Raw genomic sequence first — 21,782 nt, 5'->3', positions numbered from 1 at the left:
TGGCTGGCCCGTTCGCGCGCGACTGGCGGCGAACGGCGAATTGAAAGGGAATTGATAATTTCTCCAGTGTAAATGAGAATTATTATCAATACAAGGACGAAAAGCGGCGCGTGCGGACGCGCGCCGTCGGCGCGGATCGGGCGAGCCGCGCGCGGCGAGACATGCGGTGAAAGCAGGCTGGCCCTAGGCCAGCGATTCGATACGAATCAGCAGGTTGCGCGCATGCGCGATGAACGCATCGTGCGTCGCGCGATCGCCGTGGCCTTCGAAGCCGGCCTGTTCGGCGAACGCGAGCTGTTCGGCGTAGAGGTCGACGAGCGCGCTGCGTGTGTCGGGCGGCAGCGCTCGGATCATCGAGACGAGCAGCAGTTCCTGCGCGCGCAGCATGCCGGACAGCGATTGGGCGTTCATGCCGACCTCCTCGAACGACGCGGCGGCGTGCCGCTCATTTCATAGTAGGTGGTCGGCGCGCGCAGCGGAAATCAGCCGGCGGCCGTCGCCGTCCGTGCGTCGCGCACGACCTGCGCGACGCGCTCGACGAATTCGGCGTCGACGCTCGACAGCGCTTCGCGCTTGCCGTCGGGCATCTCGACCATCAGGCGGTAGGTGATGTCCTGCGTGGTCCAAGCGAGATAGCCGACGACCGCGAGCATCACGCCGACGACCAGCGCGGCGCTCGATGCGCCGATGCCGCCTGCGACGGCGGTGGCCACGCCGATCAGCGAGATCAGCCAGGGCACGAGGCGATTTTTCGGAATCTTGACGACATCGACGTTGCGGATGTCACGCAGCGGGAAGACCTGCCCGGCGGCCGACAGGCCGTTGCGGGTGACCATCACGCCGCGTTCGTTGAATGCGTTTTCCATCGTGTGTTGCGTGGACGAAAACGCGCAGCGTAGCAGACTTCGTTGCCGCGTCAAACGAGACCGAGTGCCGCACGATGCGTGCGGGCCGGCCGCGATGCGGGCAACGGCGGGTGATGGCGAGTAACGAGGGGAATCAGAACTGCAGCCGGCCGTCGCCGTACAGGCGGCCCGGCACGTGCGACGCCACGACCTCGGCGATTTCCTCGTCGGTCGATTCGGCCGGCACGATCTGGCGCCGCGCGGGTGCGTCGAGATGCATCGTCCATTCGACGAGCCGGTACGGGCGGCCCCACGGGCGCTGCATTTCGACCGACACGCGGCAGCTCTGGACCGGCAGCGAATGCCGGCGCGTCAGAATCGCGTGCAGATGGCTGAAAACGGTATCTTCGATCATCTTGGGCTCCGATCCTGTCTTGTGGGCAGTTGATGGCGGTGCCGTAGTGGGTCTCAAAAAAAAAGCCGCCGATGCTCAGGCGGCCAACAGGGGGGGTGAGAGCATCCTCTCAGCCCAGAATTAAGCGAAACTTAAAAGCCCATAAAAAAGCGCCCCGCGTGGAGCGGGGCGCTTCTTGCCGTCGTCGTCCGCGACATGCGCGGACGAGTTAAGCGGATGCTTTAGAACTTGTGACGGATACCGACGCGAGCGGCCAGCTGGTTCGACGAACCGTTGCCCGACGTGCTGAAGTAGCTCGTGCTCGAACCGATCTGCGCTTGCACGCCGTTGCCCGACGCCTTTTGGTAGACGACCAGGCCGTACACGTCCGTACGCTTGCTGAGCGCGTAGTCGAGGCCCAGGTTGCCCTGGTTCCAGTGCGCCGAGTTGCCGCTTTGCGTTGCGTTCGTGTACGTGTAGCCCGCTGCTGCCGACAGGGCCGGCGTGATCGCGTACTTCACGCCTGCTTCATACGCGTTGTAGAACGTGCCCGACGCGCCAGCCGCGATCGGGGTGAACTGCGTGCGCGTCCAGAGCAGCCATGCCGTTGCCGGGCCGAAGATGTAGCGGCCGCCGACGCCGTACGTGCGCAGGTCGCGGATGTTCGTCAGCGCGATGTTCGCGATCGACGTCGAGAATGCCGGCGTCGACTGGCTCGGGAAGCGGATGTCCGTGTATGCGGCGCCGAGTGCGAACGGGCCGTTCGCGTAGTTCAGGCCGAAGCTGTATGCGCGCGACGAACCGGCCGTCGTCGTGGTGCCCGTCGTCGTCGACGGTGCGCCGGCGAAGTCGGTCGAGTTCGAGAAGCCGTACAACGCGCCGAACGTGAAGCCGGCGTAGTTCGCGCTCTGGAACTTCACCGAGTTGTTGATGCGGCTCGACGTGAGCTGGTCGATGTCGTTCACGTGGTACGCGTAGTTACCCGCGACCGTGTTGCCGCCCGTCGAGTAGTTCGAACCGAGGATGTCGGTCGAGAACGAGTACTGGCGGCCGAACGTGACCGTGCCGTATTGCGACTGGCTCAGGCCGACGTAGGCTTGACGGCCGAAGATCGCGCCGCCCTGGCCGATCGTGCCGTTGCCGCTGTTGAAGCCGTTTTCGAGCACGAAGATCGCCTTCAGGCCGCCACCGAGGTCTTCGGTGCCGCGCAGGCCCCAACGGCTGCCCTGGGCCACGCCGTCGTCGTACTTGAACAGCTTGCCGCTGCCGCCGTTCGCGGTCTTGCTGTGGTTCACGTAGCTGATACCGGCATCGATGACGCCATACAGGGTCACGCTGCTTTGTGCGTGTGCCGCGCCGGCCGTTGCTGCGAGGATGGCGATGGTCAACAGTTTCTTGTTCAAAGGATTCTCCGAGCGAATAAATGGCGTGTCCAGTTGCGGTTCCGGCGCTCTCTATGGGCGCTTTCACGGACCGGTCGCAACTTTATCGGCGGGCCACGTAATGAATGTGACAGGCTTTGTCATATGACGAATCTGTGGTGCCGAAGCGACACTGGATTCTGCCCGGTTGTACAGCGGGGAGTTATACCGATTTCGGCTGAGATTCGATCGGGATCCGGAATATGCACATGAAATAAGCTTGGTTGGTGCCGTTCCGGCCCCGTGCCACGATGCGCGCTTCAACAACGACACGGGACAAGAGGACACCATGCGACGTTCGATCCTGACCGGCCTCGGCGCACTTGCCGCGGCGCTGGCCTTTGTCGCGCCCGGCGCGCACGCCGACTCCCAGACGCTGAAGATCGGCACGATGAGCGGCCCCGACGCGCAGATCTGGACCGAGGTGACGAAAGTCGCCGCACGCGAAGGCCTCGCGATCAAGGTCATCGAATTCAACGACTACGTGCAGCCGAACGCGGCGCTCGATTCGGGCGACCTCGACGCGAACGGTTTCCAGCACCAGCCGTTTCTCGACAGCCAGATCAAGCAGCGCGGCTACCGGATCGTCAACGTCGGGCTGACCTACACGGCGCCGATGGGTTTCTATTCGAAGAAGCTCAAGTCGTTGAAGGATTTGCCGACCGGCGCGAAGGTCGGGATCCAGAACGATCCGTCGAACGGCAACCGCGCGCTGCTGCTGCTGCAGAAATACGGCGTGATCAAGCTGAAGGCGGGCGCTGGCACGAACGGCGTGAACGCGACGCCGCTCGACGTCGCCGAGAATCCGAAGAAGATCAGGATCGTCGAGCTCGACGCCGCGCAACTGCCGCGCGCGCTGCCCGATCTCGATGCCGCGTCGATCAACACCGACTACGCGGTGAAGGCCGGGCTCACGCCGGTGAAGGATGCGATCGCGATCGAGGATCTGCGCGGGCCGTACGCGAACCTGATCGCGGTGCGCGCGCAGGACAAGGACAAGCCGTGGGTGAAGAAACTCGTCGCGGCTTATGAATCGGACGACGTGCGCAAGTTCATCGACCAGAAGTTCGGCGGTGCGATCGTGCCGGCGTTCTGAACGTCGGCCGTCGCCGGGCATCGCGCCGGACCGAAAAGCAAATCGCCCGCGCAAGCGGGCGATTTCGTTGGCGCGCCGCGATGCGGCGCACGGGCCGGCCGCTCGGCCGGCTCGGGGGCTCAGGCCGACAGCAGCGACCCGGTACGGATCGGCGTCGCGCCGGCGATCCGCGCGACTTCCATCCCGGCGGTCGCGAAGCGCACGACCTGGCGCGCGTACAGCACGCCCGACACGCTGCTCTTCAGCGTGATCACGCGATCGGTCAGCGGATCGACGATGTCGGCGACGTCCTGGCCGGCCTCGATCCACGCGCCGACCGGCGTGCGGAATACGATCACGCCCGACACCGGCGCGACGAGCGGATCGGTGCCCGCGAGCGGCGTGGCCGGATGCGCGAGCGGCGGCAGCGGCGCCGGCGTGCCGTCGATGACGCCGCGCTCGGTCAGGTATTCGACGATCGCTTGCGAATCTTTCTCCGCAAGCTCGTACGACACGTCGCGCTCGCTGCGCAGTTCGACCGTGACGGAAATCGCGCCGTTCGGGATCGGGAAACGATCGCCGAACCGGCTGCGCAGATCGGACCAGCAGAAGCTGTGGATCTCGTCGAACGGATTGCCGACCGAATTCAGCGCGAGCAGCGACGCCTGCGCGTCCAGATAGCGCGCCAGCGGCTCGACGTCTTCCCACAGATCGGGGTTCGTATACAGATGCATCACTGCGTCGTTGTCGCAATGCAGGTCGAGCACGATGTCGGCGTCGAACGACAGTTTCTGCAGCGCGAGGCGCTGCGATTCGAGCTCAGTGCGCGGCTTCTGTTCGTCGAGCGCCTCGCGCATCGCGGCGCGTACCGCGGCGACGTTGCGCTGCGCGTCGTTCGTCAGCCGGTCTTCGATGCGCGGCATCACGAGCGCTGCGAGATCGTGGAAATTGCGGTTGAAGTTCTGCATCGAGCCGAGCTCGAAGCGGCCGAGGTGATCGCCGAACACGTGCTGCGACAGGCCGATCGGGTTCGGCACAGGGACGATGACCACCTCGCCGCGCAGCTTGCCGGCCGTCTCGAGCGCGGCGATCTTGCGGCGCAGCAGCGCGGCGACCAGCATGCCGGGCAGTTCGTCCGCGTGCAGCGACGACTGGATGTAGACCTTCTTCCCGCCGCGCGGGCCGTAGTGGAAGCTCGTGATCTGGCGTTCGGTGCCGACGGCGGGGGAAATCAGCGGATGGGTCTGCGTTTGCATGATGAGGGGAGGGCGGCGCAGCCGCGAGTGATCCGGTATGCGTGGAAGATCGATTGTACGTTGCCTTCCGCGAACCTATCAAACCGCGTACATGGCAAGTCGATTTCCCTTACGAATCATCGGGTTGTTGCGTAAAAAATAACGTCGCCGCGGCCCTTCGCTCACGCGTGCCACGCGGTCTTTCGGCGCGCGCGGGCAAAAAAAACGGGCTCCTTCCGGAGCCCGTCTGCGCGGATGCGAAGCGCGCGTTGCGCGGTGTTACTTGCCGTACACGTCGAAATCGAAGTACTTCTTCGCGATCTTGTCGTACGTGCCGTCCTTGCGCATGCCGGCGATCGCGCCGTCGATCTTCGCCTTCAGGTCGGTGTCTTCCTTGCGCAGGCCGATACCGGCGCCGTTGCCGAGCGTCTTCGGATCGTCGATGTCCTTGCCGGCGAAATCGAAGCTCGCGCCGCGCGGCGTCTTCAGGAAGCCGATTTCAGCCTGCACCGCGTCCTGCAGCGCGCCGTCCAGACGGCCGGAGATCAGGTCCGCGTAGACCTGGTCCTGGTTCTGGTAAGGCACGACGTTCACGCCCTTCGGGGCCCAGTACGTCTTCGCGTAGGTTTCCTGAATCGTGCCCTGCTCGACGCCGACCGACTTGCCCTTCAGCGATTCGGCCGTCGGCATCAGGCCGGCGCCCTTCTTCGCGACGAGGCGCGTCGGCGTGTTGAACAGCTTCGACGAGAACGCGATCTGTTCCTGGCGCGCCGGCGTCATCGACATCGACGACAGGACGCCGTCGAACTTGCGTGCCTTCAGCGCCGGGATCATCCCGTCGAAGTCGTTTTCGATCCACACGCACTTCGCGTTCATGCGGCGGCAGATTTCGTTGCCGAGGTCGACGTCGAAGCCGACCACCTTGCCGTCGGCGCCTTTCGATTCGAAAGGCGGGTAGCTTGCATCGACGCCGAAGCGCACGGTCGTCCAGTCCTTCGCGTATGCAGTGCCGGCCGATACGGCGAGCAGGGCTACGGTCACAGCCGCAAGAATCTTTTTCACTCGGTGACTCCTCGTTTTGTTCGATGGGTGCGCGGTTGTGCCGCGCCGTAAGCCTTCGGTCCGGCGCGGCTTCGCGTCGGACTGTCCGTTTCGCTGCCCGATGCGGGCGCGCGACGTGCGCAAGATTATCAAGACAAAATACCGGCAGGGCGCCTAGGACATGCCCCGATACCGGACCCGACGGCCGCGCATGCTGCGCGCGACCGTTTCAGACGAAGGAACGATTCAACCGAGCGTTTCGTTGACCGCGCGCTGCAGACAGGTGACGAATTGCGACACGGCCGGCGTCGGCAGCAGGTCGCGGCGCGCGATGATCGACAGGTCGAAGCGCGGCATGCTTTCGTCGAGGTCGGCCGTGCGAACCCCGAGCGGCGCCACCATCGCGGCCAGCGGGCGCGTGAAGCAGCCGATCACGTCGGAGCGCGCGACGAGCCCGAGCGTCACCGCGAACGACATCGGCGAGCGCAGCAGGCGCTTCGGCAGCGGCAGCCCGCGCGCCTCGAACATGCCGACCATCACGCTGTGCGGGAATTGCTCGGCCCCGACCGTGACGATCCATTCGGCGTCGAGCAATTCCTCTAACCGGCGCGCGTGCGCGAGCGGGTGGCCTTCGCGCATCACGACGGTGAATTCGGTCGACAGCAGCGGCACTTGCGTGAGATCGCGGTCGAGCGCGGGCACATGGTGCATCGCAGCGATGTCGAGCGTGCCGTTGCGCAATTGCGCGAGCGCGTCCGGCACCGTCACTTCCTCCAGATGCAGGCTCACGTTCGGCATCGACCGGCGGAAGGCGGTGACCGCGTGCGGCAGCGCGGTCAGCGCGATCGACGGCATCGTGCCGACCGCGACCCGTCCGGACATTTCCCCTTTCACCTGCTCGACGGCCTCGACGGTGCGGCGCATGTCGCCGAGCAACTGCTCGGCGCGCGGCAGCAGCGCATGGCCGCACGCGGTCAGCTCTACGCCGCGCACGCTGCGCGCGAGCAGTTCCGCGTTCAGCGCCGTTTCCAGCTCGCGGATCGTATGCGTGATCGCGGGCTGCGTGACGCCGAGTTCGCGCGCGGCGGCGCGCAGGCTCTTGTGATGCGCGGCGGAGACGAACGCCTGGAGCTGCGCGATGTTCAGGTGGTTTCGGATGCGGGTCATCGATCGGTTCGGATCTGGCGGCGGGCCGGGGCGCCGGCGCGAAGATCGATAGGGTAGCGCGCCGCGACGGCGAACGCCGGGCGGAACAAAAACCGCGAGGCGCGGCGCGGCGATCAGGATTGCAGATGACGGTGCGTGCGGTGCGTGACGTTGCCGAGATGCGCCGCGCGCGACGACACACCGCGTGAAGTTATCGTGGCGGCCCGGTGTGTCAGGCAAGCGCCAGTTCGACGGCCGCGAGCGTGCGGCGGCGGATCCAGCCGCTCGCGAGCCGGATCGCGAGCCAGTACGGCAGAAACAGCAGGCGCGTGCGCGTGCTCGGACAGTGCACGAAGGTTTCGGTGCGCAGCAGGCGCGTGCCGGACGACAGTCCGACGACCTCGAACCGCAGCACCAGCTTCGCGTCGCGCGGATCGTCGTGCCGGACGAAGGCCGCGGCGTCGTCGATCGTCCGCACGTCGGGCGTCGGGCGCCAGAAGCGTCCGATGAGCCCCAGCGACAGCGACGTGTCGTCGCGATGCAGCAGCGTGAACGTATCGAAGCCAAAGCGTTCGCGTGCGGCTTCGGCGGGGCGGTTGCCCAGCGCACGCGCGATGGCCGCCGGCGATTCGCGCACGGCAAGCAACGCGTCGATGACCGGATCGGCGCGCATGTCGAGCGCGGCCACGGCGTCGATGATGCGCGACGGCGGCGCGTCGATCGGCCGCGATTCATGAACTTCGACGAAGCCGAACGACGGGATGAACGGCGGCTTGCTCGCCGCCGTCCGCGTGTCTGATTCAGAGACGATGCCGAACGGATTCATGGTCGTTCCGGAGGACAAAATGTGATCGTAGCACCGCGTTCGGACTCGCGGGGCGCCGCGCCGCTCGCCGCCTTCCGTCTCGCCGGACAGCGCGCCGCAACGCCGGCCGCATCGACAAAAAAGGCCCGGAAACGTGCGTTTCCAGGCCGCGAGACCATCGACGACGATGGTGGAGGAGACGGTGTCGTCCCGATGCGCGCCGTCCTTCTGCCGGCGACGTCGCGCACGATGCGCGGTCAGATCGCCCAGCCGCCGAGATAGAACGTGACGAGCACGGCCGCGATGAGCACGGTGCCGACGTTGAGCTTGCGGAATTCGCCGCTGGCGATGCGACCGATCACGAGCGTCGAGAAGCCGAGCATGATGCCGGTCACGATGTTCGCGGTCAGCACGATGAACACCGCGCACACGAGGCCCGACATCGCATCGACCATGTCGTCCATGTGCAGCTTGCTCACGCTGCCGAGCATCAGCAGGCCGACGTACATCAGCGCCGGGGCCGTAGCGTACGACGGCACGAGGCCCGCGAGCGGCGAGAAGAACATCACGACCAGGAACAGCACGCCGACCACCGCGGCCGCGAGGCCCGTCTTCGCACCGGCGGCCACGCCGACGCTGGACTCGATGTAGGCCGCGGCCGGTGCACCGCCGAGGAAGCCGGAGAAGATCGAGCTGATCGAATCGGCGGTCAGCGCGCGGCCGCCGTTGATGATGCGGCCGTTCTCGTCGAGCTGGCCCGCCTGGCCCGCGACCGCGCGGATCGTGCCGGTCGCGTCGAACACGGCGGTCATCACGAGCGCGAGTACGCTCGGCAGCACGGCCATCGACAGCGCGCCCTTGATGTCCATCGCGCCGATCAGCGATGCGTGGCCCGGTGCGCTCAGCGACGGCAGCGCGAAGATGCCGCGATACTTCACGGCCGGATCGAACACGAGGCCGATCAGCGAGATCGCGACCACGACGAGCAGGATGCCGCCGGGCACGCGACGCTTTTCGAGCCCGAAGATCGCGGCCAGGCCGACGACGGACATGATGACCGGGAACGCGGTGATCTGGCCGAGCGAGACCGGCAGGCCGGCGCCCGGATTCTTGATCACGAGGCCGACGTCGTTCGACGCGATCAGCAGCAGGAACAGGCCGATGCCGATCCCGGTGCCGTGCGCGACGCCCGCGGGCAGGTTGCGCAGGATCCACGAACGCACGCCGGTGACCGAAATGCCCGTGAACACGAGGCCCATCAGGAACACGGCGCCGAGCGCGACGGTCGGATGCAGGCCCTTGCCGAGCACGAGGCCGAACGCGGTGAACGCCGTCAGCGAGATCGCGCAGCCGATCGCGATCGGCAGCTTCGCCCACAGGCCCATCAGCAGCGAACCGAACGCGGTGGTGAGGCAGACCGCGACGAATACCGCGCTCGTGTCGAAGCCGGCCTTGCCGAACATGCCGGGCACGACGAACACGGAATAGACCATCGCGAGGAAAGTGGTCACGCCCGCGACGATTTCGCGACGCTGCGTGCTGCCGCGCGACGAAATGCCGAAGTACCGGTCGATGACTCCCTTGGTGCCGAAGTCCGTTTCTTCCGCGCCGACGCCGACCGTCGGCTGCACCGGGGTATCACTCATGAGCTTGCTCCTTTATCAGCATGCTGAAACGGCCTGTGGCAGGCCGTCGTCAGGGTGTCTCGTATCTGGTTGAAATTATCGGCAGCGTCGTGGGGACGCATCACGCGTGATTCGTGTCGTCGTCCGCGCGTCGAAGGGCGCGCGTGTGCCGCGTCGTACGACGCGTGGCGTGGTCGACCCCGTCACGTGTGCTTTGCCGTAGCGAAGGTTAGGCGAACGGCCCATCACGTCCCATTGGGGGAAGAGCATGCAGCGCATGTCGCAGCGCTTATATCGGCGTGCAACGGGGCTTCGTCGTCGCGGAACGCGTGTATACGCCTAGTTCGAATCCGTTAAGGCGATTATTTGAACGCCGGGTCGGCGGGCAGGGCGGAAGCGGGCGAGGCATCGGGGATTACGAATGTCTTTCATCGAGGCCGAGCAGGCGCGTGAATACGGCCGCGCGTGACGCGCCGCGCCGCCGTGCGCAACGTGAGTCCGGATGATACCGGGGCCGCGCGCGTGACCGGATCGATGACGATGCATGCGTCGGGCATCCGATCGGTAAATGCAGGATCACTGATCAAACGGACGTGGTGATGAGCACGCTGACGGCGGCGTCCGCGCTTCGGGATGCCGCCGCGCGTTACTTCAGGAACACGTATCGCGCGAAATACGGAAAGCGGCCGATCGCATGCTCGGTCGCACACGTCGCCTCCGGCGGTGTGCCGCCCACGGTATCGAGCCGCTGGACGAAGCGCACGCCGGCGAGCGTGCCGGTTGCGGCCGGTGTCGCGGCGAGCAGGAGCTGCGGAATGCTGCCCGGGCGCGCGCCGGGCGCTTCCGCGAGCTTCTTGCCGGTGATGCGGCTGCCGTCGAGCGTTTCCCACGACGGCCCCGCGCCGTGCCGGACGACGAGCGCGCCGGTGGCGTCGAACAGCATTGCCTCCGGGCGCTGGAATGCCCATGCGAGCCGGTGTCCGGCGTCGTATTCGCATGCGTAGATCTGAACGCCGGTCGCGGTCGTCGAGAGCACGGGCGACGCCGGCTGGGGCGGCACGAGACCGGTTGCATCGTCGGCGTAGGCCGGCAAGGTGCAGGCCGCGAACGAAAGGCCGGCCGCGATGGCCCGCAGCATGTCGCGTGTCGGAAAGCGGCTTGGCATGGCGGGGCGTCCTTTCAGGTCGGGTGACGGTCGTGCGGAGTCGATCGTGTAAACGGTAGGCGGCGATTGCGCAGGCTGCAATTCGGAAATGGCAATCGCGGCGATAGTCGCCGCGATTGCAAGGGAAGGGATGTGCGCGGCCGCTCGTCGCGGCGGTCGAGCGGATGTGGCTCAGGCCGCGCCGGCCGGCGCAGGAGCGTGTTCCGCGATCAGGCGCTCGGCCTTCAGTGCGTCCCACAGGCTTGCCGGAATCGGCGCCGACGCGAGCCGCAGGTTCTCGTCGATGCGATCGGGCCGGCTCGCGCCGGGGATCACGGCGGCGACGGCCGGATGCGCGAGCGAGAACTGCAGCGCCACCGCGCGGACGTCGACGCCGAACTGCTCGCTGATCTGCCGGATGCGCGCGACGCGGCCGAGCATCTCCTGCGTGGCCGGCTGGTATTCGAAGTGCGTGCCGCCCGCGAGCACGCCGGAGTTGTACGGGCCGCCGACGATGATGCCGAGGCCGCGCGCCGCGCTTTCCGGCATCAGCCGTTCGAGCGCGCCCGCATGGTCGAGCAGCGTGTAGCGGCCGGCGAGCAGGAAGCCGTCCGGGTCCGAGCGCTCGAGCGCGAGCTCGCACGGCTCGATCCGGTTCACGCCGAGGCCCCAGCCCTTGATGACCTTCTCGTCGCGCAGCCGCGTGAGTGCCTTGGCCGCACCCGACATCGCGACGTCGAACACCTCGAGCCAGCGCTCGCCGTGGAAGTCGATCGCCGGATCGTGGATCCACACGGTATCGAGGCAGTCGGTGCGCAGCCGCTCGAGGCTCGCCTCGATCGAGCGCAGCGTGCCGTCTTCCGCGTAGTCGTAGACGACCTTGTTCGGCAGCCCATGGCGGAACAGCCCGCCCTTCTCGCCGAGATCGCGCTGCGACGCATCCTCGTGCTCGTCGAGCACGAGGCGGCCAACCTTCGTGCCGAGCGAATATTCGTCGCGCGGGCGGCCGGCGAGCGCTTCACCGAGGCGCAGCTCGGCGAGGCCGGCGCCGTACAGCGGCGCCGCGTCGAAGTAGCGGATACCGCTTTCCCAGGCCGCGTCGACGGTCGCCAGCGCTTCCTCGTTCGGGATGTCCCGAAACATGTTGCCCAGCGGCGCGGTGCCGAAACCCACGCGGGAAGGGGACGTGATTCTCATGTCGGACTCCTGTCGATCGCTCAGGCCGCGGCCTGCGCGAGCGTCGGATAGTCGGTCAGGCCGCGTGCGCCGCCGCCGAACAGCGTGTTGCGGTCGTGCGGCGTGAGCGCGGCGCCGGTACGCAGGCGCTCGGGCAGGTCGGGGTTCGCGACGAACGGGCGGCCGAAGGCGACGAGGTCGGCCCAGCCGGCGGCGATCGCTTCGCGCGCGCGCTCGGCGGTGTACGCGCCGGCGTAGATCAGCACGCCCGGATACGCGGCACGCAGCTGCTGCTTGAATTCGACCGGCATCAGCGGCGCGTCGTCCCAGTCGGCTTCCGCGATGTGCAGGTAGCCGACGCCAAGTTCGCCGAGCAGCTTCGCGGCGGCGAGGTAGGTCGTCTCGGGATCGTCGTCGACGCAGCCGTTCAGCGTGGTCAGCGGCGCGAGGCGGATGCCGACGCGCGACGCGTCGCCGGTGCCTTCGATCAGCGCCTGCGCGACTTCGCGCAGGAAGCGCAGCCGGTTTTCGAGCGAGCCGCCGTACGCGTCGGTGCGCGTGTTCGCGTTCGAGTCGATGAACTGGTTCACGAGATAGCCGTTCGCGCCGTGCAGCTCGACGCCGTCGAAGCCGGCTTCGATCGCGTTGCGCGCGGCGGCACGGTATTGATCGACGATCTCGCGGATTTCGTCGACGGACAACGCGCGCGGCTCGGAGGCCTGCACGAAGCCCGGCGTGCTGCCGTCTTCACCGGCGACGAACACGTTCACGCCCTTCGCCTGGAGCGGCGACGACGACACGGGTTGCCGGCCGCCGAGCAGGCTCGTGTGGCTCAGCCGGCCGACGTGCCAGAGCTGCGCGAAGATGCGGCCGTGCGCGGCGTGGACGGCGTCAGTCACCTTGCGCCAGCCGGCGACCTGCGACGGCGTGTGGATGCCGGGCGTCCATGCGTAGCCCTTGCCGAGCGGCGCGATGTAGGTGCCTTCGCTGACGATCAGGCCCGCGCTCGCGCGCTGCGCGTAATACGCGGCCATCAGTTCGTTGGCTTCGTCGCCGGGCTGGCTGGCGCGCGAACGCGTCATCGGCGGCATCACGATGCGGTTCGGCAGTGTCAGCGAACCGAATTGCAGCGGTTGAAAAAGCGGGTCCTGGGTCATGATGGATTCCTGTCGGTGCCGCGGCCGGCTGGCCGCGGACGGTTCGATTGAGGGGGCGGTGCGTTCAGTCCCACGTCGGCGCGAGGCCGACCGGGTCGACTTCGCGGCCGTTGCGCTCGAGCGCGGCGATCTGCGCCATGTCCTCGTCGGTCAGGCGCAGCGTCTGCGCGAGCAGGTTGCTTGCGAGGTTTTCGCGCTTCGTCGACGACGGGATCACCGAGTAGCCGAGCTGCAGCGCCCAGGCCAGCGCGACCTGCGCCGGCGTCGCGTCATGACGTTGCGCGATCGCGCCGATCACCGGATCGCCGAGCACCTTGCCGTATGCGAGCGTCATGTACGACGTCACGTGGATGCCTTCGCCGTTCAGGAACTCGACCAGCTTGCGGTTCTGCAGGTACGGGCTCAGTTCGATCTGGTTCGTCGCGATCGCATCCTTGCCGACCACCGCGATCGCTTCCTTCGTCAGTTCGATGTTGAAGTTCGAGATGCCGATCCGGCGTGTGAGGCCCTTTGCCTTCGCGTCGGCGAGCGCGGTCATGAACGCCTTGACCGACACGCCGCTTTCCGGAGCCGGCCAGTGGATCAGCGTCAGGTCGACGTAGTCGGTGCGCAGCTTGCGCAGGCTTTCCTCGAGGCTGGCGACCAGTTTTTCCGGCGCGTAGTTGTCGACCCAGATCTTCGTCGTGAGGAACAGGTCTTCGCGGCGCACGCCCGATGCGGCGATCGCTTCGCCGACTTCGGCTTCGTTGCCGTAGATCTGCGCGGTGTCGATCGCGCGATAGCCGACTTCGAGGCCGTTGCGGACCGAGTCGATGACAACCTGGCCTTGCAGGCGGAAAGTGCCGAGGCCGAATGCGGGAATGTTGCTCATCTTGTGTTCCTGGAAGAGGTGGACCGATTGCGTTATGGAAGCCATTCTGGCGTCCTGGACTGATGAGATAAACGCCTCTAGAGGTCAAAAATATTTGATTTGAAGTCAAATATCGGTCGTGAATCGGGCTGGCTGGCGGCGTGCCGGCCTCAGGCGGTGCCCGCCAGCGCGCTCGCAGCGGCATTCGCATGGAACACCGGCAGCACGTCCGACGCGATTTCGGCCATCGTCTCGTCGAGCGGGCGGCGGTTGCGGCGGAAATGCAGGCCGATGTGCTGCACGCCCGCGTCGCGCATCGCCGCGAGTTCCTCCGTCAGCGCGATGCGTCCGGCGCGCGCGCCGAAGCGGTGCCGTTGCAGCGGCTCGTGCGGATCGTCCGCGAGGTCGAGGTGGATGAAGCTCACGTACGGCTTGCTGCCGGCCACCGCGCGCCAGTTCGCGACGCGCTGCACGTGATCGGCCGGCGTGCCCGGATACGCGAGGCAGCCGTCCATGTGCTCGCCGATCCAGGCGGGCGTTTGCTGCGCGAGACCGGCGACGAGCAGCGGCACCGGCGAGCGCGCGGCGGGCAGCACGTCGAGGCCGGGCGGCAGATGCGCACGCGCGCCGTCGCGCAGCAGCGCGATCTGGTCGCGGAAGTTCGCGCCGCGCGACGCGAAGTCGCGGCCGAACAGCGGATATTCGACCGGCCGGTCGCCGCTCGCGACGCCGAGCAGCAGGCGTCCCCGGCTGAGTTCCTGGATCGTCGCGGCCGATTTCAGCGTGAGCAGCGGTTCGCGCAGCGGCAGCACGACGGCCGCCGTGCCGAGCAGGATGTCGCGCGTGATGCCGGCGAGGTAGCCGAGATACGAGAAGGTCTCGAACACTTGCGCGGCGTCGCCGAACGACGGGTCGTACACCGGCACGTCGCGCACCCAGAGCGCGCGGAAGCCGAGCGTGTCGGCCAGTTGCGCGAGCTCCGCGTGGATTTCCAGGTCGGGCACGCCGGGGCGGCGGCCGTCATGCTGGCGCTTCGCGTCGCCGGCCGGCGACCAGTCGTTGTCGAGCGGCAGTTCGATGCCGATGCTGAAGCCGCCGTCGGCGAGCTTGTCGAGTGAAGTGGACATGGTCGGGCGTCTCCGTTCAGATGGCGCGCAGGCTGCCTGCGAGCCGGTAGAAGTCCAGCGACGACGCGGTGAAGAACGCGCGCGACGTGCCGGCGGCGAAATCGTCGAGGTGCACGACCGTCGCGCGGTCGGCTTCCTGCCACGAGATCGCGTAGGTCTCGCCGGCGACGTGCTGCCACGTGAAGGCGACTTCGCCCGTCGCGCCGGCGTACGCGCCTTCGGTGATCTCGTAGCGCATGTGGAGGCCGTCCTCGTCATACGCGTTGAGGGCGGCGAGGCCGTCGTAACGGACTTCGAAAGTCTTGCCGGCGAACGGCGGACGTCGGGTCGATGCGTTCATGCTGGGCGGCTCCTGCAAACAAGTGACGTTCAATGGGCGAGTTCGACGGGTTCGGCCGTGCGTTCGGGCAGGCCCTGGCCGCGGTCGAGGCGGCCGCTCAGCGCGGTCAGCGCGAACGCGCCGAGCGTGACGACGGCGGCGATCCACGGCGTATGGCCGAGGCCGACGTTCGCGACGATCAGGCCGCCGAGCGACGAGCCGCCGGCGACGCCGAGGTTGAACGCGGCGATGTTGAAGCCCGATGCGACGTCGGTGGCGTCCGGCGCGAAGTGGCGCGCCTGCTTGACGACGTACACCTGCAGGCCCGGCACGTTGCCGAATGCGACGGCGCCCCACGCGAGCATCGTCAGCACCGCGAGCCACTTCACGTGCACCGTGAAGGTCAGCGCGAGCAACACGATCGCGAGCAGCAGGAAGATCTGCTTGAGCGCCTTGACCGGGCCGACGCGGTCGGCGAGCTTGCCGCCCCACACGTTGCCGAACGCGACCGACACGCCGTAGCCGACGAGCACGAGGCTGACCTGCGACGGCGTGAAGCCGGCGATCTGTTCGAGCAGCGGTGCCATGTAGGTGAACGCGATCAGCGAGCCGCCGTAGCCGACCGCCGTCATCGCATAGACGAGCAGCAGGCGCGGCTGGGCCAGCACGCGGAACTGGCGGGCGAGCGGCGCCGGCGGCGTCCGCGGAAGACCGCGCGGCACGAAGGCAACCGCGCCGAGGAACGCGACGAGGCCGAACAGCGCGACGATCAGGAACGTCGCGCGCCAGCCGAAGTGCTGGCCGATGAAGGTGCCGAGCGGAATGCCGGCGACGAACGCGACGGTCATGCCGCTGAACATCGTCGCGATCGCGCTGGCGGCTTTGTCCTTCGGCACGAGCGTGGTCGCGATGATCGAGCCGACCGAGAAGAACACGCCGTGCGCGAGGCCGGTGAGCACGCGCGCGACGATCAGCGATTCGTAGCCCGGCGCCTGCCAGGCGACGAGGTTGCCGATGGTGAACAGCGCCATCAGCGCGGCGAGCAGCGTCTTGCGCGGCACGCGGCCGGTGAGCGCGGTGAGGAGCGGCGCGCCGATCGCGACGCTCAGCGCGTAGAGGCTGACGAGCAGGCCGGCCGACGGCAGGCTGACGCCGAGATCGGCGCCGATCGTCGGAATCAGCCCGACGATCACGAATTCGGTCGTGCCGATGGCAAAGGCGCTGATGGTCAGCGCAAGCAGGGCGAGTGGCATGGCGGGATCCAGGTTCCAGTAAGAATGGATCGCAGTGTGCCGCCTTTACTTTTGCGGAAAAACTGGTCTATAAACCAAATTGTTTTGATTTCAGGTCAACAATGAAAATCACGCTCGACGAACTCCAGGCCTTTGCCGCCGTGGTCGACACCGGTTCGATCACCGCCGCCGCGCAGCAGCTCGACGTCACCGTGTCGGCGGCGAGTCGCACGCTTGCGCGGCTCGAGGAGAAGCTGAAGACCACGCTGCTGCGCCGGACCACGCGCCGGCTCGAACTGACCGAAGAAGGGCGCGCGTTCCTGCAGGATGCGCGCGCGATCATCGAATCGGTCGAGAACGCCGAGGAGCAGATGCTCGCGCGGCGCGAGATGCCGTCGGGGCGGCTGCGCGTCGATGCCGCGACGCCGTTCATGCTGCACGTGATCGTGCCGCTCGTGCGCGGCTACCGCGAACGCTTCCCGAAGGTCGAACTGGAACTGAACAGCAACGAGGGGATCATCGACCTGCTCGAGCGGCGCACCGACGTCGCGATCCGGATCGGCCGCCTGAAGGATTCGACGCTGCACAGCCGGCGGATCGGCAACAGCCGGCTGCGCATCCTCGCGAGCCCCGCGTACATCGAAGCGCACGGCCAGCCGCGCAAGGTCGAGGATCTCGCCAAGCACACGCTGCTCGGCTTCACGCAGCCGGAATCGCTGAACGTGTGGCCGATCCTCGGCGCGGACGGCGAGCCGAGCCGCATCGAGCCCGCCATCTGGTCGTCGAGCGGCGAGACGCTGCGGCAGCTCGCGCTGGAGGGAGCGGGCATGGTGTGCCTGTCGGATTTCATGACCGCGCAGGATCGCGAGGCCGGCCGGCTCGTGCAGGTGCTCGCGCGGCAGACGCTCGAAGTCGAACAGCCGATCAACGCGGTGTATTACCGGAACACCGCGATCTCGTCGCGGATCGCGTCGTTCGTCGATTACATGATCGAGGTGCTGGGCGGCGGGAGCAGCGGCAGCGATGCGCCGACGCGGCGCAAGGCTGCCTGGATGGGGCCGCTGTAACGGCGGCGCGCCGGAAGGGAAGCGGGGGGCGGCGGTGGGCCGGGTGTGATCCGGCGTGCCGCACGGCGCTTGCGCCGCGGGCACGCCGTCGTGCAGCGCTTACGCTTCCTCGGACCACGACATGTTGTCGCGCGCCAGCAGCGCCGACGATGCCGCCGGTCCGAACGTGCCCGCGGTGTAGAGCCGCGGGCGATCGCCGAGCTGCTTCCAGCCGTCGAGGATCGGCTCGACCCACGACCACGCGGCCTCGAGTTCGTCGCGGCGCATGAAGTGCGTGAGGCGGCCGCGGATCACGTCGATCAGCAACCGCTCGTACGCTTCCGCGCGCCGTTCCGGAATCGCCTGCTGCAGGTCGAGGTTCAGGCTCACCGGCACCATCTTCATCCCGCTGCCCGGCTCCTTCGCGAGCATCTGCAACTGGATCGACTCTTCCGGCTGGAGCTGGATCACGAGGCGGTTGCTGTAGTGGCGCGGGCCGCTCGGGATGATCGAAAACGGCATGTCCGCGAACTCGATCACGATTTCCGACTGGCGGCGCTGCAGCCGCTTGCCGGTGCGCAGGAAGAACGGCACGTTCGCCCAGCGCCAGTTGTTGATGTGCGCGCGCAGCGCGACGAAGGTCTCCGCGTGGCTGTCCGCCGGCACGTTGTCTTCCTCGAGATAGCCCTTGACCGGCTGACCGTCGACCGCGCCGGCCGTGTACTGGCCGCGAACCGTGTCGCGCGCGACGTCCGACAGCGCCATCGGCCGCAGCGAGCGCAGCACCTTCAGCTTCTCGTCGCGCACCGCGTCCGGGTCGAGCGACACCGGCGGCTCCATCGCGACGATGCACAGCAGTTGCAGCAGGTGGTTCTGCACCATGTCGCGCAGCGCGCCGGTATGGTCGTAGAAGCCCGCGCGGCTGCCGACGCCGACCGTCTCCGCCACCGTGATCTGCACGCTGCGGATGCTCGGCGCCTGCCACAGCGGCCCGAAGATCGGGTTGCCGAAGCGCAGCACCATCAGGTTCTGCACGGTTTCCTTGCCGAGGTAATGGTCGATCCGGTAGATCTGCGATTCCGCGAAATGCTTGCCGACCGCGTCGTTGATCGCCTGCGCCGACGCGAGATCGTGGCCGAGCGGCTTTTCGAGGACGACGCGCGAGCGCGCGTCGACGAGGTGCGCGGCCGACAGGTTGTCGCAGATCGTCGTGAACAGCTCCGGCGACGTCGACAGATAGAACACGCGGATCGCATCGCCGCGCGCGGCGTCGGCGAGGCGTGCGTAGTCTTCCGGCGCGTTCACGTCGATCAGCACGTACTTGAACAGGTCGAGGAAACGGGCCCACGCGTCGGCGTCGAACGCCTTGTCGTCGATGAACGGACGCGATTGCTCGTCCATGAACTTGCGATAGCCGTCGATGCCCCAGTCGCGCCGGCCGACCGCGATGATGCGCGTCTCCGGCGGCAGGTTGCAGTGCAGGTGCGCCATGTACAGCGCGGGCAACAGCTTGCGGGCGGCCAGGTCGCCGCCGCCGCCGAAGATGATCATGTCGACGGGCTGGTCGGCTTCGGTCTGGTTGGGCTTATTCGTCATGAGTGGATCGCGGTCTGAAGCGGTGTGAGCGTGGAACGAACGTCGAAGCGCCGGGCGCCGGTGCGTTGGCGCGCCAGTACGTGAAAACGCTAATAGTGCACGCTTTTGATCGATTGCGTATGTGTTCCCGCGTTGTAACGGCACTTGCATCGCACGCATGCCGTGATTATGATTGAGCGCTCACTCATTAAAGGAATCGAACGTGGCCCGACCGCGCAGTCCCGACAAGCACGACGCCATCCTCGCCGCCGCCGCCCGCGCGCTCGCGGAGGACGGCGCGAGCGCGACCACCGCGCGCATCGCGCGGCTCGCCGGCGTCGCGGAGGGCACGGTGTTTACCTATTTCGAGACCAAGGATGCGCTGCTGAATGCGCTGTACCTGAGCCTGAAGGCCGAGATGCGCGAGGCGATGATGACCGGGTTTCCGGAGCATGCGCCGGCCGAACAGGCGATGCGGCATGCGTGGAACGGCTACGTGTCGTGGGGCGTCGCGAACCCGGACGGGCGCCGCGCGTTGCAGCAACTCGGCGTGAGCGGCCGCATCGACGACGCGCATCGCGCGGCCGGGGCAGAAGGGTTCGGCGCGATCAGCTCGCTGCTGCGCGCGCAGGTTGCCGCGGCGGGCGGGCTGAAGGCCGACGATGCGCACGCGTTCTGCGCGGCGCTGTTCACGTCGATCGCGGAGACGGCGATGGAATCGATCGCGCGCGATCCGGCGCTGGCCGACGGATACCGGGAGGCCGGGTTTCGTGCGCTGTGGGCCGTGCTGCACGCTGTCTGAGCGAACGGCCCGCCGGGCGGACTGCGCGGCGGACAGCGGGAGGCGGGTGATCGGCGGCGTGTTCGGCTCGGGCGTGTCCGCCGCGACGGAAGGCGGTTTCAGGCAGGGCGAGGCACGGTGAAAACCATCGCGTCAGCGCCCATATTAATGAGTGAGTAATCATTCATTTTGTGGTTTCAACCTTGTCGAGGAGTGGAAAATGTCGAAAGTCTGGCTGGTAACAGGGGCCGCGCGCGGCTTGGGGCGTGCGATCGCGGAAGCGGTGCTGGCGGCGGGCGATCGTCTGGTGGCCGGTGCGCGCGATCCCGCGCGGCTCGCGGATCTGGAGGAGCGGTACGGCGACCGGCTGCTGCCGATCGAACTCGACGTGACCGACGCCGCCGCGGCCGCGCATGCGGTGGCGGCTGCGCGCGACGCGTTCGGCCGCATCGACGTGCTGGTGAACAACGCGGGCTACGGTCATACGGCGCCGTTCGAGCAGATGGCCGCCGACGATTTCCGCGACCAGATCGAAACGAACCTGTTCGGCGTGGTCAACATGACGCGCGCGGTGCTGCCGACGATGCGCGCGCAGCGCGCGGGCCACATCTTCCAGGTGTCGTCGGTCGGCGGGCGCACGGCGACGGCCGGCCTGTCCGCGTATCAGGCCGCGAAGTGGGCGGTCGGCGGGTTCAGCGACGTGCTGTCGAAGGAAGTCGCGCCGTTCGGCGTGCGCGTGTGCACGCTGGAGCCGGGCGGGATGCGCACCGAATGGGCGGCGCAGGCGAAGCGCGAGGTCGACGGCTTGCTGCCCGACTATCAGCCGTCGGTCGGGAAGATTCTCGAATTGCTCGGCGCGTATGGCGGCCACGAGGTCGGCGATCCCGCACGGATCGCGGCGCTGATCGTCGAGCTGTCGCGTCGCGACGACGTGCCGATGCGTCTGCTGCTCGGCGGCGATGCGCTGTTCGTGTGCGAGCAGGCGGAAGCGCAGCGTGTGGAGGAGGCGGCGCGGTGGCGCGATGCGACGCTGTCGACGATGTTCCCGGACGCGAAGCTCCCGGATGGGCTGCAGGCGTTGAAGAAGGTCGGGTAAGCCGGGGCATCGCGGGTTCGTTTGAGCGCCGCGCCGCGCCGGTCGTCGACAGCGATCGCCGTTGCCGGCGGCCTTCAGCGCCCCAGCGCGTAGAACTCCGCGTTGGGCCGCATGTTCGTCACGTTCGCGAGGCGATTCGACATCCCGAAGAACGCCGAGATCGCCGCGATGTCCCAGGCGTCCTCTTCGGTGAAGCCATGCGACTTCAGCGTATCGAAGTCCGCTTCGCCCACCAGGTGCGCGGTTTGCGAAACCTTCATCGCGAAGTCGAGCATCGCCTTCTGTCGGGCGGTGATGTCGGCCTTGCGATAGTTGGTCGCGATCTGGTCGGCGATTAGCGGATCCTTCGCGCGAATGCGCAGGATCGCGCCGTGCGCGATCACGCAGTACTGACACTGGTTCACGCTGCTGGTGGCCACGACGATCATTTCGCGTTCGGCCTTGGTGAGGTTGCCCGGCTTGTCCATCAGCGCGTCGTGGTACGCCATGAACGCGCGAAACTCGTCCGGGCGATGCGCGAGCGTGAGGAATACGTTCGGGACGAAGCCCGATTTTTCCTGGACGGCCGCGATCCGTTCGCGAATGTCGTCGGGCAGGTCTTCGAGTGCCGGCACGGGGAAGCGGCTGACGGGCGTGTTGTCTGCTGCGGTCATGAGGTCTCCTGGATGAAGTGGCACGGGCGGTCTCGACGC

Annotated in this window: 22 protein-coding genes; 4 read left to right on the top strand and 18 right to left on the bottom strand. The window is 67.4% G+C overall.

The features are described from left to right. Nucleotides 1-183 precede the first annotated feature (183 nt). From WS87_RS27680 to WS87_RS27665, 4 genes are all read right to left on the bottom strand, one after another. Nucleotides 184-411: a hypothetical protein gene (locus WS87_RS27680; protein WP_059528614.1), complete on the bottom strand. Its 228-nt coding sequence runs from the start codon at nt 409-411 to the stop codon at nt 184-186. Between the two features lie 71 nt (nt 412-482). Beyond that, a complete protein-coding gene (locus WS87_RS27675; RefSeq protein WP_059528611.1) occupies nt 483-866 on the bottom strand; it encodes a DUF6232 family protein in 384 nt (127 codons plus the stop codon). A gap of 133 nt (nt 867-999) precedes the next feature. Then, entirely contained in the window at nt 1,000-1,260 is a 261-nt protein-coding gene (locus tag WS87_RS27670; RefSeq protein ID WP_059528608.1) for a DUF2866 domain-containing protein, read from the bottom strand. A gap of 221 nt (nt 1,261-1,481) precedes the next feature. Then, the gene (locus WS87_RS27665) at nt 1,482-2,642 is read right to left on the bottom strand and encodes a porin (RefSeq protein ID WP_059467242.1); all 1,161 of its coding nucleotides are present in this window, start codon (nt 2,640-2,642) and stop codon (nt 1,482-1,484) included. A 307-nt stretch (nt 2,643-2,949) separates the two neighbouring features. On the opposite strand from WS87_RS27665, the gene WS87_RS27660 reads away from it, so the two are divergent. Continuing rightward, on the top strand, nt 2,950-3,756 hold the full coding sequence (locus WS87_RS27660; protein ID WP_059815017.1) for a MetQ/NlpA family ABC transporter substrate-binding protein: 807 nt from the start codon (nt 2,950-2,952) through the stop codon (nt 3,754-3,756). Nucleotides 3,757-3,875: 119 nt separating this feature from the next. Here WS87_RS27660 and WS87_RS27655 read toward each other — a convergent pair whose 3' ends face one another. The 12 genes from WS87_RS27655 to WS87_RS27600 form a co-directional block, all read right to left on the bottom strand. After that, a complete protein-coding gene (locus tag WS87_RS27655; protein WP_059815013.1) occupies nt 3,876-4,991 on the bottom strand; it encodes a succinylglutamate desuccinylase/aspartoacylase family protein in 1,116 nt (371 codons plus the stop codon). 258 nt (nt 4,992-5,249) lie between these two features. Continuing rightward, a complete protein-coding gene (locus WS87_RS27650; RefSeq protein WP_059528597.1) occupies nt 5,250-6,032 on the bottom strand; it encodes an ABC transporter substrate-binding protein in 783 nt (260 codons plus the stop codon). A gap of 225 nt (nt 6,033-6,257) precedes the next feature. Further along, nucleotides 6,258-7,178 (bottom strand): LysR family transcriptional regulator, encoded by a 921-nt coding sequence (locus WS87_RS27645; protein ID WP_059815008.1) that lies wholly within the window; start codon nt 7,176-7,178, stop codon nt 6,258-6,260. A 211-nt stretch (nt 7,179-7,389) separates the two neighbouring features. Continuing rightward, entirely contained in the window at nt 7,390-7,983 is a 594-nt protein-coding gene (locus tag WS87_RS27640) for a hypothetical protein (RefSeq protein ID WP_059528591.1), read from the bottom strand. A 236-nt stretch (nt 7,984-8,219) separates the two neighbouring features. Continuing rightward, nucleotides 8,220-9,608 carry an NCS2 family permease gene (locus tag WS87_RS27635; RefSeq protein WP_059815004.1) on the bottom strand — a complete coding sequence of 463 codons (1,389 nt, stop codon included), beginning with the start codon at nt 9,606-9,608 and terminating at the stop codon, nt 8,220-8,222. Between the two features lie 625 nt (nt 9,609-10,233). Continuing rightward, nucleotides 10,234-10,752: a DUF3455 domain-containing protein gene (locus tag WS87_RS27630; RefSeq protein WP_059815001.1), complete on the bottom strand. Its 519-nt coding sequence runs from the start codon at nt 10,750-10,752 to the stop codon at nt 10,234-10,236. A gap of 171 nt (nt 10,753-10,923) precedes the next feature. Then, on the bottom strand, nt 10,924-11,928 hold the full coding sequence (locus tag WS87_RS27625; protein ID WP_059814997.1) for an aldo/keto reductase: 1,005 nt from the start codon (nt 11,926-11,928) through the stop codon (nt 10,924-10,926). A gap of 20 nt (nt 11,929-11,948) precedes the next feature. Continuing rightward, the gene (locus WS87_RS27620) at nt 11,949-13,064 is read right to left on the bottom strand and encodes an alkene reductase (protein WP_059814993.1); all 1,116 of its coding nucleotides are present in this window, start codon (nt 13,062-13,064) and stop codon (nt 11,949-11,951) included. Nucleotides 13,065-13,128: 64 nt separating this feature from the next. Further along, nucleotides 13,129-13,935 (bottom strand): 2,5-didehydrogluconate reductase DkgB, encoded by an 807-nt coding sequence (gene dkgB, locus WS87_RS27615; protein WP_059814988.1) that lies wholly within the window; start codon nt 13,933-13,935, stop codon nt 13,129-13,131. A 149-nt stretch (nt 13,936-14,084) separates the two neighbouring features. After that, on the bottom strand, nt 14,085-15,041 hold the full coding sequence (locus WS87_RS27610) for an LLM class oxidoreductase (protein ID WP_059814985.1): 957 nt from the start codon (nt 15,039-15,041) through the stop codon (nt 14,085-14,087). Between the two features lie 16 nt (nt 15,042-15,057). Further along, nucleotides 15,058-15,381: a MoaF-related domain-containing protein gene (locus WS87_RS27605; protein WP_059528556.1), complete on the bottom strand. Its 324-nt coding sequence runs from the start codon at nt 15,379-15,381 to the stop codon at nt 15,058-15,060. Between the two features lie 29 nt (nt 15,382-15,410). Further along, on the bottom strand, nt 15,411-16,613 hold the full coding sequence (locus WS87_RS27600; RefSeq protein WP_059528553.1) for an MFS transporter: 1,203 nt from the start codon (nt 16,611-16,613) through the stop codon (nt 15,411-15,413). A 101-nt stretch (nt 16,614-16,714) separates the two neighbouring features. Between WS87_RS27600 and WS87_RS27595 the strand changes: the two genes are divergently transcribed. After that, the gene (locus WS87_RS27595) at nt 16,715-17,659 is read left to right on the top strand and encodes a LysR family transcriptional regulator (protein WP_059814981.1); all 945 of its coding nucleotides are present in this window, start codon (nt 16,715-16,717) and stop codon (nt 17,657-17,659) included. A gap of 99 nt (nt 17,660-17,758) precedes the next feature. Here the strand turns inward: WS87_RS27595 and zwf are convergent, their stop codons facing one another. Further along, the gene (zwf, locus tag WS87_RS27590; RefSeq protein ID WP_059528548.1) at nt 17,759-19,234 is read right to left on the bottom strand and encodes a glucose-6-phosphate dehydrogenase; all 1,476 of its coding nucleotides are present in this window, start codon (nt 19,232-19,234) and stop codon (nt 17,759-17,761) included. Between the two features lie 202 nt (nt 19,235-19,436). Between zwf and WS87_RS27585 the strand changes: the two genes are divergently transcribed. Both WS87_RS27585 and WS87_RS27580 read left to right on the top strand, forming a co-directional pair. Then, entirely contained in the window at nt 19,437-20,015 is a 579-nt protein-coding gene (locus WS87_RS27585) for a TetR/AcrR family transcriptional regulator (protein WP_059814978.1), read from the top strand. 199 nt (nt 20,016-20,214) lie between these two features. Beyond that, a complete protein-coding gene (locus WS87_RS27580; protein WP_059814974.1) occupies nt 20,215-21,090 on the top strand; it encodes an SDR family NAD(P)-dependent oxidoreductase in 876 nt (291 codons plus the stop codon). 74 nt (nt 21,091-21,164) lie between these two features. Here the strand turns inward: WS87_RS27580 and WS87_RS27575 are convergent, their stop codons facing one another. Beyond that, entirely contained in the window at nt 21,165-21,743 is a 579-nt protein-coding gene (locus tag WS87_RS27575) for a peroxidase-related enzyme (RefSeq protein ID WP_059814971.1), read from the bottom strand. Between the last annotated feature and the right edge of the window lie 39 nt (nt 21,744-21,782).

The organism is Burkholderia sp. MSMB0856 (genome assembly GCF_001524645.2).
GTDB lineage: Bacteria > Pseudomonadota > Gammaproteobacteria > Burkholderiales > Burkholderiaceae > Burkholderia > Burkholderia diffusa.
This window is presented reverse-complemented; position numbering and strand designations above follow the sequence as displayed.

Excerpts from the sequence above, each read along its gene's own strand:
- dkgB (WP_059814988.1), bottom strand. The coding sequence starts at position 13,935 with ATGAGCAACATTCCCGCATTCGGCCTCGGCACTTTCCGCCTGCAAGGC.
- WS87_RS27600 (WP_059528553.1), bottom strand. The coding sequence starts at position 16,613 with ATGCCACTCGCCCTGCTTGCGCTGACCATCAGCGCCTTTGCCATCGGC.
- WS87_RS27680 (WP_059528614.1), bottom strand. The coding sequence starts at position 411 with ATGAACGCCCAATCGCTGTCCGGCATGCTGCGCGCGCAGGAACTGCTG.
- WS87_RS27605 (WP_059528556.1), bottom strand. The coding sequence starts at position 15,381 with ATGAACGCATCGACCCGACGTCCGCCGTTCGCCGGCAAGACTTTCGAA.
- WS87_RS27640 (WP_059528591.1), bottom strand. The coding sequence starts at position 7,983 with ATGAATCCGTTCGGCATCGTCTCTGAATCAGACACGCGGACGGCGGCG.
- WS87_RS27660 (WP_059815017.1), top strand. The coding sequence starts at position 2,950 with ATGCGACGTTCGATCCTGACCGGCCTCGGCGCACTTGCCGCGGCGCTG.
- WS87_RS27580 (WP_059814974.1), top strand. The coding sequence starts at position 20,215 with ATGTCGAAAGTCTGGCTGGTAACAGGGGCCGCGCGCGGCTTGGGGCGT.
- WS87_RS27625 (WP_059814997.1), bottom strand. The coding sequence starts at position 11,928 with ATGAGAATCACGTCCCCTTCCCGCGTGGGTTTCGGCACCGCGCCGCTG.
- zwf (WP_059528548.1), bottom strand. The coding sequence starts at position 19,234 with ATGACGAATAAGCCCAACCAGACCGAAGCCGACCAGCCCGTCGACATG.
- WS87_RS27620 (WP_059814993.1), bottom strand. The coding sequence starts at position 13,064 with ATGACCCAGGACCCGCTTTTTCAACCGCTGCAATTCGGTTCGCTGACA.
- WS87_RS27595 (WP_059814981.1), top strand. The coding sequence starts at position 16,715 with ATGAAAATCACGCTCGACGAACTCCAGGCCTTTGCCGCCGTGGTCGAC.
- WS87_RS27610 (WP_059814985.1), bottom strand. The coding sequence starts at position 15,041 with ATGTCCACTTCACTCGACAAGCTCGCCGACGGCGGCTTCAGCATCGGC.
- WS87_RS27645 (WP_059815008.1), bottom strand. The coding sequence starts at position 7,178 with ATGACCCGCATCCGAAACCACCTGAACATCGCGCAGCTCCAGGCGTTC.
- WS87_RS27575 (WP_059814971.1), bottom strand. The coding sequence starts at position 21,743 with ATGACCGCAGCAGACAACACGCCCGTCAGCCGCTTCCCCGTGCCGGCA.
- WS87_RS27675 (WP_059528611.1), bottom strand. The coding sequence starts at position 866 with ATGGAAAACGCATTCAACGAACGCGGCGTGATGGTCACCCGCAACGGC.
- WS87_RS27630 (WP_059815001.1), bottom strand. The coding sequence starts at position 10,752 with ATGCCAAGCCGCTTTCCGACACGCGACATGCTGCGGGCCATCGCGGCC.
- WS87_RS27635 (WP_059815004.1), bottom strand. The coding sequence starts at position 9,608 with ATGAGTGATACCCCGGTGCAGCCGACGGTCGGCGTCGGCGCGGAAGAA.
- WS87_RS27670 (WP_059528608.1), bottom strand. The coding sequence starts at position 1,260 with ATGATCGAAGATACCGTTTTCAGCCATCTGCACGCGATTCTGACGCGC.
- WS87_RS27655 (WP_059815013.1), bottom strand. The coding sequence starts at position 4,991 with ATGCAAACGCAGACCCATCCGCTGATTTCCCCCGCCGTCGGCACCGAA.